This window comes from Jatrophihabitans sp. (assembly GCF_035474675.1).
Taxonomy (GTDB): domain Bacteria; phylum Actinomycetota; class Actinomycetes; order Mycobacteriales; family Jatrophihabitantaceae; genus Jatrophihabitans_A.
The window spans coordinates 1-14,676 of sequence record NZ_DATINC010000042.1; the positions used below are offsets into that span (position 1 = coordinate 1).

16 protein-coding genes are annotated in these 14,676 nt (G+C 72.2%); 10 read left to right on the top strand and 6 right to left on the bottom strand.

The window, feature by feature from the left end:
• On the top strand, positions 1-1,044 hold a 1,044-nt coding region (locus tag VLJ82_RS04280; protein WP_408662085.1), incomplete at its 5' end, for an AAA family ATPase.
• An 82-nt stretch (positions 1,045-1,126) separates the two neighbouring features.
• Here the strand turns inward: VLJ82_RS04280 and VLJ82_RS04285 are convergent.
• Complete coding sequence (locus VLJ82_RS04285; protein WP_408662086.1) at positions 1,127-1,774, bottom strand: hypothetical protein; 648 nt, start codon at positions 1,772-1,774, stop codon at positions 1,127-1,129.
• Between the two features lie 183 nt (positions 1,775-1,957).
• Between VLJ82_RS04285 and VLJ82_RS04290 the strand changes: the two genes are divergently transcribed.
• The 7 genes from VLJ82_RS04290 (at position 1,958) to VLJ82_RS04320 (ending at position 6,427) form a co-directional block, all read left to right on the top strand.
• Positions 1,958-2,794: an RDD family protein gene (locus VLJ82_RS04290; RefSeq protein WP_408662087.1), complete on the top strand. Its 837-nt coding sequence runs from the start codon at positions 1,958-1,960 to the stop codon at positions 2,792-2,794.
• A 14-nt stretch (positions 2,795-2,808) separates the two neighbouring features.
• A complete protein-coding gene (locus tag VLJ82_RS04295; RefSeq protein ID WP_408662088.1) occupies positions 2,809-3,195 on the top strand; it encodes a DUF2752 domain-containing protein in 387 nt (128 codons plus the stop codon).
• Positions 3,196-3,216: 21 nt separating this feature from the next.
• Positions 3,217-3,933, top strand: a complete 717-nt coding sequence (locus tag VLJ82_RS04300) for a hypothetical protein (protein ID WP_408662089.1) — start codon at positions 3,217-3,219, stop codon at positions 3,931-3,933.
• Positions 3,930-4,712, top strand: coding sequence for an SDR family NAD(P)-dependent oxidoreductase (locus VLJ82_RS04305; RefSeq protein ID WP_408662090.1), 783 nt, complete (start codon positions 3,930-3,932; stop codon positions 4,710-4,712). The genes VLJ82_RS04300 and VLJ82_RS04305 overlap by 4 nt, the downstream gene beginning before the upstream one ends.
• A 105-nt stretch (positions 4,713-4,817) precedes the next feature.
• Entirely contained in the window at positions 4,818-5,345 is a 528-nt protein-coding gene (gene pyrE / locus VLJ82_RS04310) for an orotate phosphoribosyltransferase (RefSeq protein WP_408662091.1), read from the top strand.
• A gap of 6 nt (positions 5,346-5,351) precedes the next feature.
• Entirely contained in the window at positions 5,352-6,008 is a 657-nt protein-coding gene (locus VLJ82_RS04315; RefSeq protein ID WP_408662092.1) for a TrmH family RNA methyltransferase, read from the top strand.
• A gap of 53 nt (positions 6,009-6,061) precedes the next feature.
• Positions 6,062-6,427, top strand: a complete 366-nt coding sequence (locus VLJ82_RS04320; protein ID WP_408662093.1) for a VOC family protein — start codon at positions 6,062-6,064, stop codon at positions 6,425-6,427.
• Positions 6,428-6,450: 23 nt separating this feature from the next.
• On the opposite strand, the gene VLJ82_RS04325 is transcribed toward VLJ82_RS04320, so the two are convergent.
• On the bottom strand, positions 6,451-6,762 hold the full coding sequence (locus VLJ82_RS04325; protein WP_408662094.1) for a contact-dependent growth inhibition system immunity protein: 312 nt from the start codon (positions 6,760-6,762) through the stop codon (positions 6,451-6,453).
• Positions 6,759-8,021, bottom strand: a complete 1,263-nt coding sequence (locus VLJ82_RS04330) for an RNase A-like domain-containing protein (protein ID WP_408662095.1) — start codon at positions 8,019-8,021, stop codon at positions 6,759-6,761. The genes VLJ82_RS04325 and VLJ82_RS04330 overlap by 4 nt, the downstream gene beginning before the upstream one ends.
• Positions 8,022-8,187: 166 nt before the next feature.
• Here VLJ82_RS04330 and VLJ82_RS04335 point away from each other — a divergent pair, with 166 nt between their 5' ends.
• Entirely contained in the window at positions 8,188-9,666 is a 1,479-nt protein-coding gene (locus VLJ82_RS04335) for an MFS transporter (protein WP_408662096.1), read from the top strand.
• A gap of 2 nt (positions 9,667-9,668) precedes the next feature.
• Here VLJ82_RS04335 and VLJ82_RS04340 read toward each other — a convergent pair whose 3' ends face one another.
• Positions 9,669-11,321, bottom strand: coding sequence for an FAD-binding dehydrogenase (locus VLJ82_RS04340; protein ID WP_408662097.1), 1,653 nt, complete (start codon positions 11,319-11,321; stop codon positions 9,669-9,671).
• 83 nt (positions 11,322-11,404) lie between these two features.
• On the opposite strand from VLJ82_RS04340, the gene VLJ82_RS04345 reads away from it, so the two are divergent.
• Positions 11,405-13,252, top strand: coding sequence for a gamma-glutamyltransferase family protein (locus tag VLJ82_RS04345; RefSeq protein WP_408662098.1), 1,848 nt, complete (start codon positions 11,405-11,407; stop codon positions 13,250-13,252).
• A 10-nt stretch (positions 13,253-13,262) separates the two neighbouring features.
• Here the strand turns inward: VLJ82_RS04345 and VLJ82_RS04350 are convergent, their stop codons facing one another.
• Together VLJ82_RS04350 and map are read right to left on the bottom strand one after the other, a co-directional pair.
• A complete protein-coding gene (locus VLJ82_RS04350) occupies positions 13,263-13,625 on the bottom strand; it encodes a hypothetical protein (RefSeq protein ID WP_408662099.1) in 363 nt (120 codons plus the stop codon).
• 124 nt (positions 13,626-13,749) lie between these two features.
• Positions 13,750-14,622, bottom strand: a complete 873-nt coding sequence (gene map, locus VLJ82_RS04355; protein ID WP_408662100.1) for a type I methionyl aminopeptidase — start codon at positions 14,620-14,622, stop codon at positions 13,750-13,752.
• Positions 14,623-14,676 lie beyond the last annotated feature (54 nt).

A 14,676-nucleotide genomic window follows, 5' to 3' on the forward strand; every position in this document is an offset into this window, starting at 1 on the left:
GCCGCCGAGCAGCCGGCCGACGTGATGGTCAAGGAGGAGGTCACCGCCGACGACATCGCCGAGGTGGTCAGCGCCTGGACCGGCATTCCGGCCGGCCGGCTGATGGAGGGCGAGACCGCCAAGCTGCTGCGGATGGAGGAGGCGCTGGGACAGCGTGTCAAAGGCCAGAAGCAGGCCGTGCAGGCGGTGTCGGACGCGGTCCGGCGGGCCCGGGCCGGCATCAGCGACCCCAACCGTCCGACCGGCTCGTTCCTGTTCCTCGGCCCGACCGGCGTCGGCAAGACCGAGCTGGCCAAGGCGCTGGCCGCGTTCCTGTTCGACGACGAGCGGGCGATGGTGCGCATCGACATGAGCGAGTACTCCGAGAAGCACTCGGTGGCCCGGCTGGTCGGCGCCCCGCCCGGCTACGTCGGCTACGACGAGGGCGGCCAGCTGACCGAGGCGGTGCGCCGCCGGCCCTACTCGGTGGTGCTGTTCGACGAGGTCGAGAAGGCCCACTCGGACGTCTTCGACATCCTGCTGCAGGTGCTCGACGACGGCCGGCTGACCGACGGCCAGGGCCGGACGGTGGACTTCCGCAACGTGATCCTGGTGCTGACCTCCAACCTCGGCTCGCAGATCCTGGTCTCCGAGATCGACGAGCAGCTGAAGAAGGAGGCGGTGCTCGACGCGGTCCGGGCGCACTTCAAGCCGGAGTTCCTCAACCGCCTCGACGACATCGTGGTGTTCGACCCGCTGACCACCGCCGAGCTGACCGGCATCGTCGACGTCCAGCTGGGCCTGCTGCAGGACCGGCTGGCCGGCCGCCGGCTGGTGCTGGAGGTCACCGACGCCGCCCGCGAGTGGCTGGCGATCAACGGCTTCGACCCGCTGTATGGCGCCCGGCCGCTGCGCCGGCTGATCCAGACCGCGATCGGCGACCGGCTGGCCAAGGCCCTGATCGCCGGCGAGATCACCGACGGCGACCAGGTGAAGATCGACGTCACCGACGACCGGTCGGCCCTGACGGTCAGCGCCGACCGTCCGGTGACCGCCGCCGTCTGAGGCCGGACGACCCCGGCGAAGAAGGCCGGCCCCTGTCCGGGGCCGGTCTTCTTCCGTTTCCGCGGTGGTTACGCGGTGCGGCTCACTCGGGTTGGGCGGCCGGCAGCACGCCGAGCCACCGGGTGACGCTCGCCTGGTAGCACAGCACCAGCATGCCCAGGCTGAGCAGCCCGACGATCAGGGGGATCAGGGCCTGCACCGAGGCCTGAAACCACCAGAACCCGCACAGCGCCAGCACCGTCCAGCCGGCAGCGGTGACGACTACCCGGCCGACCAGCCGGCCGGTCAGCAACGAGATGCCGCCGACCAGCAGGCACGCGCCCAGCGCGAAGTCCAGCAACGCCAGCAGCAGGTAGCTAGAGTCGCTGCCCCGGTAGAACGAGCGGTCCGGTGCGCCGTACTCCTCCTGCAGGCTGATGATGGCCAGCAGCAGCAGCCCGAACAGCCCCACCACCGCGCCGATGCCGATCGCGAGGATGCCGCCCAGCACTGCCGGCCCCGGCGTCCGGTTGCCGGCCGGCGGGCGGTGGTCGGAGGTCGAGGTGGCGGCCGGCTCGCGGCCGGGCGGCTGTCCGACCGGCGATGACGCCCGGCTCGGTTCGGTGGCTTGGGTTGCGCTGCCGGAGCCGGCGTACGGATCGGTCAGCGCGCCCCGGTACGGATCGGGCGGCGGGGTGGTGGCCAGTTCGCGGGCGTCCTGGCGCGCCTTGCGGTTGCCGGCCGTCGTCATGACTACCCACGCTAGCCGGAATTCGGGCGGTGCTGCCGACCGGCCGGCGGTTTTGGCGATAGGTTCTGTGGGCAGGATGGACACTCGACATGCACGTCACATGTCAGGACCCAGCGGTTAGCTCGCCGTTCCTACTAGCCGCGTCTACTTTCTAACCGAGACACGTCTGACAGGGGAAACGCGATGACGCAGTGGGGCAACAATCCAGGTGGAGAGGCCGGCGACGGGCAGCCGGCCCAGCCGGATCCGTGGGCGGCGCCGCAGGGCGGCCAGCCACCGGCCGGCGGGCAGCCGGGACAACCGGCCCAGCCGGACCCGTGGGGGCACGCGCCCGGTGGCGCGCAGCCCGGTTATGGCCAGCAGCCGGGTTACGGTCAGCCGGGCCAGCAGCCGGGTTACGGTCAGCCGGGCCAGCAACCGGGCGGTCAGCAGCCGGGTTACGGCCAGTCCGACCCGTGGGCCCCGACCGGCAGCCAGCCGGGCTATGGCGAGCAGCAGCCCGGCTACGGGCAGCCGGTCTACGGGCAGCCGGTCTACGGCCAGCCCCAGGGCTATGGCCAGCAGCCCGGCTACTACCCGCCGGCACCGGGCTACAACCAGCTGGCTGTGATGGGCGGTCCCGGTTCGATAGCCGGCATGGGTTCCAGGTTCGGCGCCTTCGTCATCGACGTCGTCATCCTGGCGGTGGTCGACGTGATCCTCCGGGTCCTGTTCTCCGGCTCCGACAGCGGACAGGCGCTCAGCAGCCTGCTGCAGCTGGTCCTCGGCTTCGGCTACTTCGGCTACTTCATCGGCGTCCGGCAGCAGACGCTGGGCATGCGGGTGCTCAACATCCAGGTGGTCGACGCCAACACCGGCGGTCCGATCGGGGTCGGCCGCGGGCTGCTGCGCTACCTGGTGCAGAGCCTCACCGGCCTGCTGTGCCTGATCGGCTACTTCTCCCCGTTCTTCGACGGCGCCAAGCGCAACCAGGGCTGGCACGACAAGGCCGCCAGTGACTTCGTGGTCAACACGAGGTAGCCGGACGTCCACGGGTGCTCACCGACCGGCTCCGGGTCCGGGCCACTCCCGCGCTGGCAGCGGGGGCGGCGCTGCTCGCTGCCGCCGTGCTGTGGTTCGTCGACCCGGGCAGGCACCGGATTCCGCTCTGCCCGCTGCACGCGATGACCGGCCTGTGGTGCCCGTTCTGCGGGTCTACCCGGGCCGTCCATGCCCTGCTGCACGCCGATCCGGCGACCGCGGTGCGCGACAACGCGCTGTTCGTACTGGCGCTGCCGGTACTTGCCGGGCTCTGGTGGCGGCGGCGCGCAGCCGGCCCGGTGCTGGCCCGTCCGCTGCTGTGGGCCGGGGTGGTTGCCGTGCTGGCGTTCGGCGTGCTGCGCAACCTGCCGCAGGGCCGCTGGCTGGCACCGCCCGGCTGAGCCGCCGGTACGCTCGGGCAGATGGAGACCAAGCCTGCACCGGACACCGACCCGGCCGATGAGGTTGTCCGGCCGCGCACCGTCGACCTGGCGGTAGGCGCCATCCTGCTTCGGTGCGTGCTGGCGCTGGCCGCGGCGTTCGCCCTGTTCGGGGCCAAGGACGAGCTGCGGCGCGAGGGCGCGAAGCTGCATCCGGAATGGTCGGCCGCCACCCTGGCCGACCGGATCGACAGCGAGCTGCGCTCGAACGTGGTGCTCACCCTGGTCTACGTCGCGCTGGTGCTGCTGCTCGCGAAGTTCCTCCGGGACGGCCGGAACTGGGCCCGCTGGCTGTTCGCCTTCTTCGCCTTCCTGGTCGCCGGGGACGTGCTGCGGGTGGCCGGGTTCTTCACCGGGGAGAACGTGCTGTTCCGGTTACTGTCCGGGCTCACCGGGGTGGCGGCAGTGGTGGCCATCGTCCTGCTGTTCTCGCCGTCGGCCGGCGCCTACTTCCGGCCGGCCGGTTCGGCTTCGGTCTCACCGCTCCGGACGCTGTTCGGCGGCCGGGCGGCGCTGGCGGCAGAGCGGTACGCCGCAGCCCGGCAGCCTGCCGACGGGGATCCCGGACCGGTTGCCGGCCCGGCGCCGGTGTCGCTGGACAAGGCCGAGCGGCGTCCGGACGGCGCTGCCTCCACCGGCCGGGCGGCCGGTGCGCGGCCGGCCCCGCGGGCGAAGTCCCGCAAGCAGGCCACCGAATGACCGCTCAGGCTCCGGCCCTGCCGGGCTGGGCGCTGGTCACCGGCGCCACCGCCGGCCTGGGTGCCGCCTTCGCGCGCCGGCTGGCCGCCGAGGGCCGGGACCTGGTGCTGGTGGCGCGCACACAGGCCCGGCTGGAGAGCATGGCCGCCGAGCTGCGCGACCGGTACGCGGTGCGGGTACAGGTGCTGGTCGCCGACCTGAGCACCGCGGAGGGGTGTGCCGTGGTGGCGGCCCGGGTGGCCGAGCCGGAGCAGCCGGTCGACACCCTGGTCAACAACGCCGGCATCGGTCTGTACCGACCGTTCGGCAAGGCCCCGCTGGCCGACGAGCAGCGGCTGCTCGACCTCAACGTCGGATCGGTGCTGACCCTCAGCTACGCCGCGGTCGGGGCGATGAAGGCCCGGGGTCGCGGCGAGATCGTCAACGTCTCCTCGGTGGCGGGTTTCGTCCCCCGCGGGGCGTCCACCACCTACGCGGCGGGCAAGGCCTGGGTCACCTCGTTCAGCGAGGGGCTGGCGTTGCTGCTGGCGGGCACCGGCGTCCGGGTCACCGCGATCTGCCCGGGGTTCACCCGCACCGAGTTCCACGCCCGGGCCAAGGCCGACATGAGCGGAACCCCGTCCTGGATGTGGCTGGACGCCGACCGGGTGGTGGCCGAGGGCCTCGCCGACGCCCGGTCCGGCGCGGTGATCAGCGTCCCGAGCAAGCGGTACAAGGGCCTGTTGCTGCTGGTCAAGGTGCTGCCCCGCTCCGTCGTCCGGTGGGCGGTCAGCCGCTGAGGCTCCTCAGGCAGCCTTGAGCCGGGCGACTACTGAGGTTGGAACCACTGAGCCGGCTCGGCCACCGGGCCGTCGGAACCACCGAACCGTCGATAGGGTGGCCGCATGAGCGACCGCGACGAGCTGCTGAAGCTGATCCGGGAACTGGCCGTGGTGCACGGCACGGTGACCCTGTCGTCCGGGCAGCAGGCGGATTACTACATCGACCTGCGCCGGATCACCCTGCACCGCCGGGCCGCGCCGCTGGTGGGACGGGTGCTGCGGGAGCTGACCGCGGACTGGTCCTACGAGGCGGCCGGCGGGCTGACCCTGGGCGCGGACCCGGTCGGGACCGCGATCCTGCATGCCAGTGCCGGCGCGGTGGACGGGTTCGTGGTGCGCAAGGCCGAGAAGCAGCACGGCATGCAGCAGCGGATCGAGGGGCCGTCGGTGGCCGGCCGCCGGGTGCTGGTGGTGGAGGACGTCTCGACCACCGGGTCCAGCCCGCTGACCGCGGTCGAGGCGCTGCGGGAGGCCGGTGCCGAGGTGGTCGGGGTGGCGCTCATCGTCGACCGGGGTGCCGGACCGGCCATCGAGGCCGCCGGCCTGCCGTGCCGGGCGGCGTACTCGCTGGCTGACCTGGGCCTCGGCTAGGCGCGGGTGGAGATCGCGCCGGACGAGGCGGCGGCCGGCGACGCGACACCCGACCTGGCGGTCGGGGTCGGTCCGCATCCCCGGCCGTGGCCTACCGAGCCCTGGTACGACCCGCACCTGCTCGAGCACGGCGACCACCGCAACGTCAGCGACCGGTACCGCTACTGGAGCGTGCCGGCGATCGTGGCCGACCTCGACACTCGCCGGCACGAGTTCACGGTGGCGATCGAGAACTGGCAGCACGACGCGAACATCGGAACCGTCGTCCGGACGGCCAACGCGTTCCTGGCTCGCGAGGTCCTGATCGTCGGGCGCAAGCGGTGGAATCGGCGCGGCGCGATGGTGACCGATCGCTACCAGCACCTGCGGCACCTGCCGGCGATCGCCGACCTGGTGGCGTGGGCGGCCGAGCAGGGCTGCCCGATCGTGGCGGTCGACAACACGCCCGGCGCCATCCCGATCGAGACGGCCGACCTGCCACGCAACGCGCTGTTCCTGTTCGGGCAGGAAGGCCCGGGGCTGACTGCACAGGCGCAGGCCGCCGCGACGATGACCCTGTCCATCGCCCAGTTCGGCTCCACCCGCTCGATCAACGCCGGGGTGGCGGCCGGCATCGCGATGCACTGCTGGATCCGGCAGCACGCCGTTGCGGGCCCGGCCTGACAGGTCTGCGGGTATGCCTTACCGAGCGCTGGGGTTCGTGGGATGGTTCTGCCATGCCTATCGAGTTGCAGGGCCTACGCACCGTCATCTACCCGGTTGCCGACCTGGACGCGGCCAAGCTCTGGTGGACCACCCTGCTCGGCCGGGAGCCGTACTTCGACCAGCCGTTCTACGTCGGCTTCCAGGTGGCCGGGTACGAACTCGGGCTGCTTCCTGAGGCGAGCCCGGCGGACGGGGCGCTGACCTACTGGGGAGTGGAGTCGGTGCAGGACGCGATGGACGCGGCCGTCGCGGTCGGTGCGGTGGAGCATGCGGCGGCCACCGAGGTGGGCGAGGGCATCATCACCGGCTCGGTGCTGGCCGCGACCGGAAACGTGGTGGGCTTCATCTACAACCCGCACTTCCGGCTGCCGGCCTGATTCGCCTGCCGGCTCACCGGGAGTCAGGCAGCCGGTGACGTACGGACGATCGAGTCGACCCGGTTGGCCACGGCTAGCAGCCAAGTTCGGTGGTCGGTCCACCCGTCCCCGGTAGGCAGGTAACAGATGCCCAAGTCATCAAGGGCGCTTTCCAACTCCGATTCCGATGTGCAGGCATCGAGTAGATAAGCGATGTCACGGCTCAATTGGCGCGCGTATTCCGGCTCGGCGCGCGCGTACTGCTCGACAGCTCCCCAAGCACTGCCGTAAAGATCAGCAAAATCCTCATGGAGGTAGGCATCCACCAGGTGATGCAGCGCCCTCAGGCGTTTCATTCGATCACCATCGCAGTAATTATCAGATAGCCGCTGGGCATCTCAGCATTCCGTCGGAGAACGATCTTAATGCCACGAGCCGGAATCGCGGTGGAGGATGCTCTGCTCAACAGGGTACCGATAGGTGTGGACAACTGAGCTTTGAGCACAAGTTCGTACCTCCGCCCTCCGAGCCAGCTGTCAACTGTCCGTTGATGTGCCCTCAGCGCACTGGCTATCGAATTCTCTGCGGTCTGGCGGTCGTAGAAGGTGGAAGCTGCTTTGAGACGTGGTTCGGTGGCGAGCCGGTTGCGCAGGAACGCTTCGGATTTGCCGACGTGCTTGGCGAGGGTATGAGCACCCTTGACCCCCTCGTGGGCGGCTAGGCCACCGCCGGGCACCAGGTGGACCACATCGTCAGCCACCTTGAGCGAGCGCAGCGCATTGCCGCCCAGCGGGATCGCCGCTGCCAGCTCGAAGCCCAGGCTGGCGTTGCTGACCTGCTCACCGTGCGCCCGCCGGGTGCTGTCCACCGCCAGCTGTGCCACGGCCAGCACGGTGGCGGCCGCCAGGCAGGCAGCACCGGCCGGCGGGTAGATGAACAGCAACCCCAGGCCCAGCATCGACAAACCGGCGTTGAGTTCGCCCAGGCAGGCCGAGATGTTGGCCAGCGACGGGTGCAGCACCGCCCGCTCGAAGGTGCCCACCGCCGCTGCCGCAACATGGCCTACCCGGTGGCTGAACGCCTGCCAGCCGTGCAGGTCCCGGGTCGGGTCGTGCTCTCCGGCCTGGAACAGTGCCCGGATGCACCGGTCCAGCGCGTCGGCCCACTGGTCGTAACGGGCCTTGAAGGCCCGCGCCAGCGACAGCAGGCCGGCATTCAGATCACCACCGGCGTCCGGCCGGCTGGCCAGCTCGTGGCTGCCCTGCTGCAACTGCCGGCGCAGCGCACCGAGCGGCGGAGCGATCTCGTCGAGGGCACCGGCGTAGCCGACCAGCGCGGCGGCGTAGTCGTCGTACCGGTCGGCGGTGGCCGTCAGGACGGGCGCGTGCGCACGCAGCTGCTCGGTGAACGCCCGGTGCGCCGGCCCGCGCCACAGGCCCGTCTCGGCCGTGGTCAGCAGCACGTCGGCGCTGTGCCGCACCTCGGCGGCGATCGCGCCGGACCGGTTTGCCGCCGCCCGCAGCTGCACCGGATCACCGGCCGGCATGCGCTGGGCCAAGCAGAGCCGGGCTGCGGCCGCGCCGTCGTCCGGTAGGGCGAACCGGTCAGGCGTCATGGTGGCCTCGGGTCACGTGCATGGGGGAGCACGTTAGGCAATTTCCGCTGCCGCCCGCAGAAGTTATCCACAGGGACCGGCTGGGTCCACATGGAGTAAAACGCCGGCGAGGGGCGTCTCACCCAGTGGTAGACCAGTGGCAGAGAAACGAAGGAGTGTCCCGTCCGTGCCCGAACTGACCAGCCGTCGCCGGCTGCTGGTGCTGGCGATCTGCTGCATGAGCCTGCTGATCGTCGGCATGGACAACACCATCATCAACGTCGCCCTGCCCTCCATCCGCACCGACCTGGACGCCTCGGTCGAGGGCCTGCAGTGGACCATCGACGGCTACACCCTGGTGCTGGCCAGCCTGCTGATCCTGGCGGGCTCGATGGCCGACCGGTTCGGCCGGCGCCGGACGTTCCAGACCGGCCTGGTGCTGTTCACCCTCGGCTCGCTGCTGTGCAGCCTCGCTCCCGGCCTGGGCTGGCTGGTCGCCTTCCGGATGGTGCAGGCCATCGGCGGCTCGATGCTCAACCCGGTCGCCATGTCGATCATCACCAACGTCTTCACCGAGCCCCGCGAACGCGCCCGCGCCATCGGGGTGTGGGGCGGCGTGGTCGGCATCAGCCTCGGGGTGGGCCCGATCGTCGGCGGCCTGCTCACCGAGACCGTCGGCTGGCGCTCGATCTTCTGGATCAACGTGCCGATCGGGCTGGCCGCCGCCATGCTGGCGGCCCTGTTCGTACCGGAGTCGCGTGCACCGCGGGCCCGGAAGGTCGACCCGGTCGGCCAACTGCTGGTGCTGGTACTGCTGGCCTCGGTCACCTACGCGATCATCAACGGCCCACGGGCCGGGTGGACGTCGGCGGAGACCGGCGCGCTGTTCGCACTCAGCGCCGCGACGGTGGCAGGCCTGCTGTGGTACGAGCCGCGCCGGACCGATCCGCTGATCGAGCTCCGGTTCTTCCGCAGCGTGCCGTTCTCGGCCGCGACCGTCATCGCGGTCTGCGCGTTCGGTGCCTTCGGCGGCTTCCTGTTCCTCAACACCCTATACCTGCAGGACGTCCGGCAGCTGTCAGCGCTGCAGGCCGGGCTGTTCCTGCTGCCGATGGCAGTCGTCACCTCGCTGCTGGCACCGGTCTCCGGACGGGTTGTCGGCGCCCGCGGCCCGCGGCTGCCGCTGCTGGTCGCCGGAATCACCATGTGCGCCGGCGGCCTGGCGCTGCTCGCGCTGAGCCGGACGACCGGCTACGGCTGGCTGGTCGCCACCTACGCGCTGTTCGCGGTCGGCTTCGGCACCGTCAACGCCCCGGTCACCAACACCGCCGTCTCCGGCATGCCCCGGTCCCAGGCCGGCGTGGCGGCGGCGGTCGCCTCCACCAGCCGGCAGGTCGGGGCGGCGCTGGGAGTGGCGGTGATCGGCTCGGTGATCAACACCGGCTCGCACGGCGCGATGGCTGCCGACCTGGTGTCGGCCAGCCGGCCCGGCTGGTGGATCATCGCCGGCGCGGGTGCCTGCGTGCTGATCCTCGGACTGGCCAGTACCGGCCGGCGTGCCGAGCGCAGCGCCGACCGGGCGGCACAGCTGTTCGCCGCCGAGCAGGCCACCGACGAGCAGGCCGCCGACGACAGGGTGGCAGCCCAGCCTGCCCCGGTGACCTGAACTCAGCCGAGCGCCGCCGCGGCGGCCCGGCCGGCCACCCGCCCGGAGAACAGGCAGCCGCCGAGGAAGCTGCCCTCCAGGGACCGGTAGCCGTGCATGCCGCCCCCGCCGAACCCGCTGGCCTCGCCGGCGGCGTACAGGCCGGGCATCGGCTGCCCGCCGGGCCGGAGCACCCGCCCGTCCAGGTCGGTCTCCAGCCCGCCGAGGGTCTTGCGGGTCAGCACGTTGAGCCGGACGGCGACCAGCGGGCCCGCCGCCGGATCCAGCAACCGGTGCGGCTTGGCCACCCGGATCAGCCGGTCCCCGAGGTAGCTGCGGGCCCCTCGGATCGCGGTCACCTGCAGGTCCTTGCTGAAGGGGTTGCCGATCTCCCGGTCACGCGCCTCGACCTGCCGCTGCACCTCGGACAGCTCCAGCAGGTCGGTGCCGGCCAGGATGTTCATCCCGGCCACCAGCTCGCGCAGCGTCACCGCGCTGACGAAGTCGGCCCCGTGCTGCTGGAACGCCGCGACCGGCGCCGGTGCGCCGCCGCGCCCCCGGCTGAGCACCTGCCGCACCGACCTGCCGGTCAGGTCCGGGTTCTGCTCCGAGCCGGACAGGGTGAACTCCTTGGCCAGGATCCGCTGGTTCAGCACGAACCAGCTGTAGTCGTAGCCGGTACGCATCAGGTGGGCCAGGGTGCCCAGGGTGTCGAAGCCGGGGAACAGCGGCACCGGCAACCGCTGCCCCCGGGCGTCCAGCCAGAGCGAGGACGGTCCGGGCAGGATCCGGATGCCGTGGTCGGCCCAGATCGGGTTCCAGTTCTGCAGGCCCTCGGTGTAGTGCCACATCCGGTCCGGGTTGATCAGGCTGGCACCGGCCGCCTGGGCGATCTGCAACATCCTGCCGTCGACGTGCGCGGGCACCCCGGCAACCATCCGGGCCGGCGGCGAGCCCAGCCGGGCCGGCCAGTTGCGGCGGACCAGCTCGTGGTCGCCGCCGATGCCGCCGGAGGTGACCAGCACCGACTGGGCGTGCAGCTCGAACTCCCCGACCGGAGTGCGCGAGCTCGGCCGGCCGCGGTCGACAGCGCTTGGCTCCAGCACCGTGCCGTGCACCCCGTCGACCGTCCCGCCGGTGCCGGTCAACCCGTCCACCCGGTGCCGGAACCGGATCGACACCAGCCCGTCGGCCTCGGCCTGCCGCACCCGGCGCACGAACGGTTCGAGCACGCCCGGCCCGGTGCCCCAGGTGACGTGGAAGCGGGGCACCGAGTTGCCGTGCCCGGTGGCCAGGTAGCCGCCCCGCTCGGCCCAGCCGACCACCGGGAAGAACCGGACGCCCTGGGCGTGCAGCCAGGCCCGCTTCTCGCCGGCAGCCCAGTCGACGTACGCCTCGGCCCAGCGCCGCGGCCAGTAGTCCTCGGCCCGGTCGAAGCCGGCGGTGCCCAGCCAGTCCTGCATCGCCAGCTCGACCGAGTCGCGGATCCGCAGCCGGCGCTGCTCGGGCGAGTTGACCAGGAACAGCCCGCCGAAGGACCAGAACGCCTGGCCGCCGAGGGACTGCTCGGGCTCCTGGTCGAGCAGGATCACCCGGCGGCCGGCGTCGGCCAGTTCGGCGGTGGCGACCAGGCCGGCGAGGCCGGCTCCGATGACGAGAACGTCCGCGTCGGTCATCGGCCCAGGCTATCGGCCGGCCGCTGCACCGCAGGCGCACGCCGGACGGCCCCGGACGCACCCGTGGTAGGACTGGTCTGGTGATGACCACCCGTCCCGAGTTGCAGGGCAGTTTCGGCATGGTCGCCAGCACCCACTGGCTGGCCTCGGCCGCCGGCATGAGCGTGCTGGAACGCGGCGGCAACGCCTTCGACGCCGCGGTGGCCGCCGGGTTCGTGCTGCAAATCGTCGAACCGCACCTCAACGGCCCGGGCGGTGACCTGCCGGCGATCGTGTGGAGCGCGGCGGATGGCCGCCCGCACGTGGTGTGCGGCCAAGGCACCGCGCCGGCCGCCGCGTCGCTGCGGCACTTCGCCGAGCTGGGACTCACCCTGGTGCCGGGCAGCGGCCCGCTGGCGGCGGTGGTGCCCGGCGCGTTCGGCGCCTGGACGCTCATGCTGGAGCGCTGGGGAACCTGGGAGCTGGCCGACGTGCTGGCTTTCGCGCTGCACTATGCCGAGTCCGGCTTTCCGGTGCTGCCCGCGATCAGCCGGACGATCGCCGTGGTCCAGGAGCTGTTCACCGAGCACTGGCGGCCCTCGGCCGACGCCTGGCTGGACGGCGGGCGGCCGCCGCAGCCGGGCAGCTGGTGGCGCAGCCTGGCGGTGGCCGCCACCTACCGCCGGATCCTCGCCGAGGCGGTTGGGCCCTCCCGTGAGCAGCGGATCGCCGCCGCCCGCGACGCCTGGTACCGCGGCTTCGTGGCCGAGGAGGTCGAGGCGTTCTGCCGCACCCCTTGGCGCGACACGTCCGGCCGCGACCACGCCGGCCTGCTCACCGCCGCCGACCTGGCCCGCTGGCAGCCGTCCGTCGAGCAGCCGGTGGCCACCCCGTACGCCGGCCGGTACCAGCTGCTCAAGACCGGCCCGTGGGGCCAGGGACCGGTGGTCGGCCAGCAGCTGCGGATGCTGGACGCGCTCGGCCTGGCTGCCGAGACCCCGCTGTCCGGACGCTGGATTCACCTGGTCACCGAGGCCGCCAAGCTCGGTTACGCCGACCGGGAGGCCTGGTACGGCGATCCGCTGGCCAGCGACATCCCGCTCGACACCCTGCTGTCGGACGGCTACGCCGCCGAGCGGGCGGCACTGGTGGGCGAGCGGGCCGACCTGGAGCTGCGGCCCGGCTCCCCGGACGGCCGCCAGCCCCGGCTGGCCACGTTGCCCGAAGCCGGCAGCCCGGCACCCGGCATCGGCGAGCCGACCATGGGCAGCAGCGAGCCGGCAGGCAGCGAGCCGGCAGGCAGCGAGCCGGCAGGCGGCGGGTCGGTGAGCAGCGAGCCGGGAGTCGGCCCGCTCGGTGGGAACCGCGGCGACACCTGCCATCTGGACGTGGCCGACCGGTGGGGCAACCTGGTCTCGGCCACCCCCAGTGGCGGCTGGTTGCAGAGCTCGCCGGTGATCGCGGCGCTGGGCTTTCCGCTGGGCACCCGGGGCCAGATGTTCTACCTGGAGCCTGGCCTGCCGAACTCGCTGCGGCCGGGCGCGCGGCCGCGGACCACCCTGTCGCCGTCGCTGGCGCTGCGGGACGGCGAACCCTGGCTGGCGTTCGGCACGCCGGGCGGCGACCAGCAGGACCAGTGGCAGCTGGCCTTCTTCACCGCCCTGGTCGCCGCCGGCGACGGGGCGAACCTGCAGGAGGTGATCGACGCGCCGATGTTCCACACCACCCACTTCCCGTCCTCGTTCTACCCGCGGGAGGCCCACCCCGGCGAGCTGGTGATCGAGGACCGGGTGCCGGAGGCCGTGCTGGCCGAGCTGCGCGACCGGGGCCACCGGGTCACCCTGGCCGGCGGGTGGACGCTCGGCCGGCTCAGCGCAGTGGCCCGGGAGGGTGAGCTGCTCAGGGCAGCCGCCAACCCGCGCGGCGCCCAGGGCTACGCGGTCGGCCGCTGACCGGGGCAGGTCAGGGGTTGCCGCCGCAGGGCACCGCGAAAGCGGTCCGGGACGCGGTGGCCCCGGCGCTGTCCGTCACGGTGAAGGTGACGCTGCCGCTGTTGCTGCCGACCGGGCAGGACACGGTGATGACCGAGCCGGTGGCGTAGTCGCTGCGGGTGCGGGTGGCCCGGTTCCACGCGTAGCTGTACACGCCGGTGCCACCGCTGACCCACCCGTCACAGGCATAGCCGACCGGCCGGCTCTCGCAACTGAGCGAGGTGACGGTGAGGGCCGTGGCATACGCGGGGGTGGCGCTGGTGATCATGCCGGCGCCGCCGAGAACGACCAGTGCGGCGGCTCGTAGCGAGCGGGTGCGATGCGGAATGCCCATGGCGGCTCTCCAAGTCGGGGGAAGTGGGTGCTGCACACCGTAGAGGCCGGAGTTGCCCGGAACAAGAGGTATGCCCGGACCCGTGCCCATCCCGTGCCCAACCGGACGAGAGCCGGCCGGAGAGTCAGTTGGCCAGGGTCAGGATCTCCGCGCCGTCCTCGGCGACGTGCACGGTGTGCTCCCACTGCGCCACCCAGGACCGGTCCCGGGTGACCACGGTCCAGCCGTCGTCCCACATCTCCCAGGCATGCCCGCCCAGGGTCAGCATCGGCTCGACGGTGAAGGTCATGCCGGCCTCGATCAGGCCGGCGGCCCGCGGCTCGTCGTAGGCGAAGATGGTGGGCTTGGTGTGGAAGGAGTAGCCCACCCCGTGGCCGGTGAAGTCGCGGATCACCCCGTAGCCGAACCGCTTGGCATAGGACTCGATCACCCGGCCGATCACGCTGATCGGCCGGCCCGGCCGGGCGGCCCGGACGCCCCGCAGCATCGCCTCGTGGGTGCGCTCGGACAGCAACCGCACCTCCTCGCGCGGCGAGCCTGCGAAGAACGTTGCGCAGGTGTCGCCGTGCACCCCGTCCAGGTAGGCGGTGACGTCGATCTTGACCACGTCGCCGTCGGCCAGCGGCCGGTCGTCCGGGATGCCGTGGCAGATCACCTCGTTCACCGACGAGCACAGCGACTTGGGAAAGCCCTTGTAGCCGAGCGTGGACGGGAACGCCCCGTGGTCGAGCAGGAACTCGTGGCCGATCCGGTCCAGCTCGTCCGTGGTGACGCCCGGCCGGACCGCGCGTCCCACCTCGGCGAGCGCCTGGGCCGCGATCCGCGCCGCGACGCGGATGCGCTCGATCACCTCGGGGGACTTGACCTCGCTGCCGGCGAACGGGGTCGGCCCGGGGCGTCCGACGTACTCCGGCCGCTCGATCCATCCCGGGACCGGCCGCGGCGGACCGATGGTGCCCGGGGTGACGGGGCGGGTCGTGGTGCCGACGGTGGCCATGCCTGGCAGTCTACGAAAAGGCCGGATCACCGCAGGTCGGAGGGCAACCGTGAG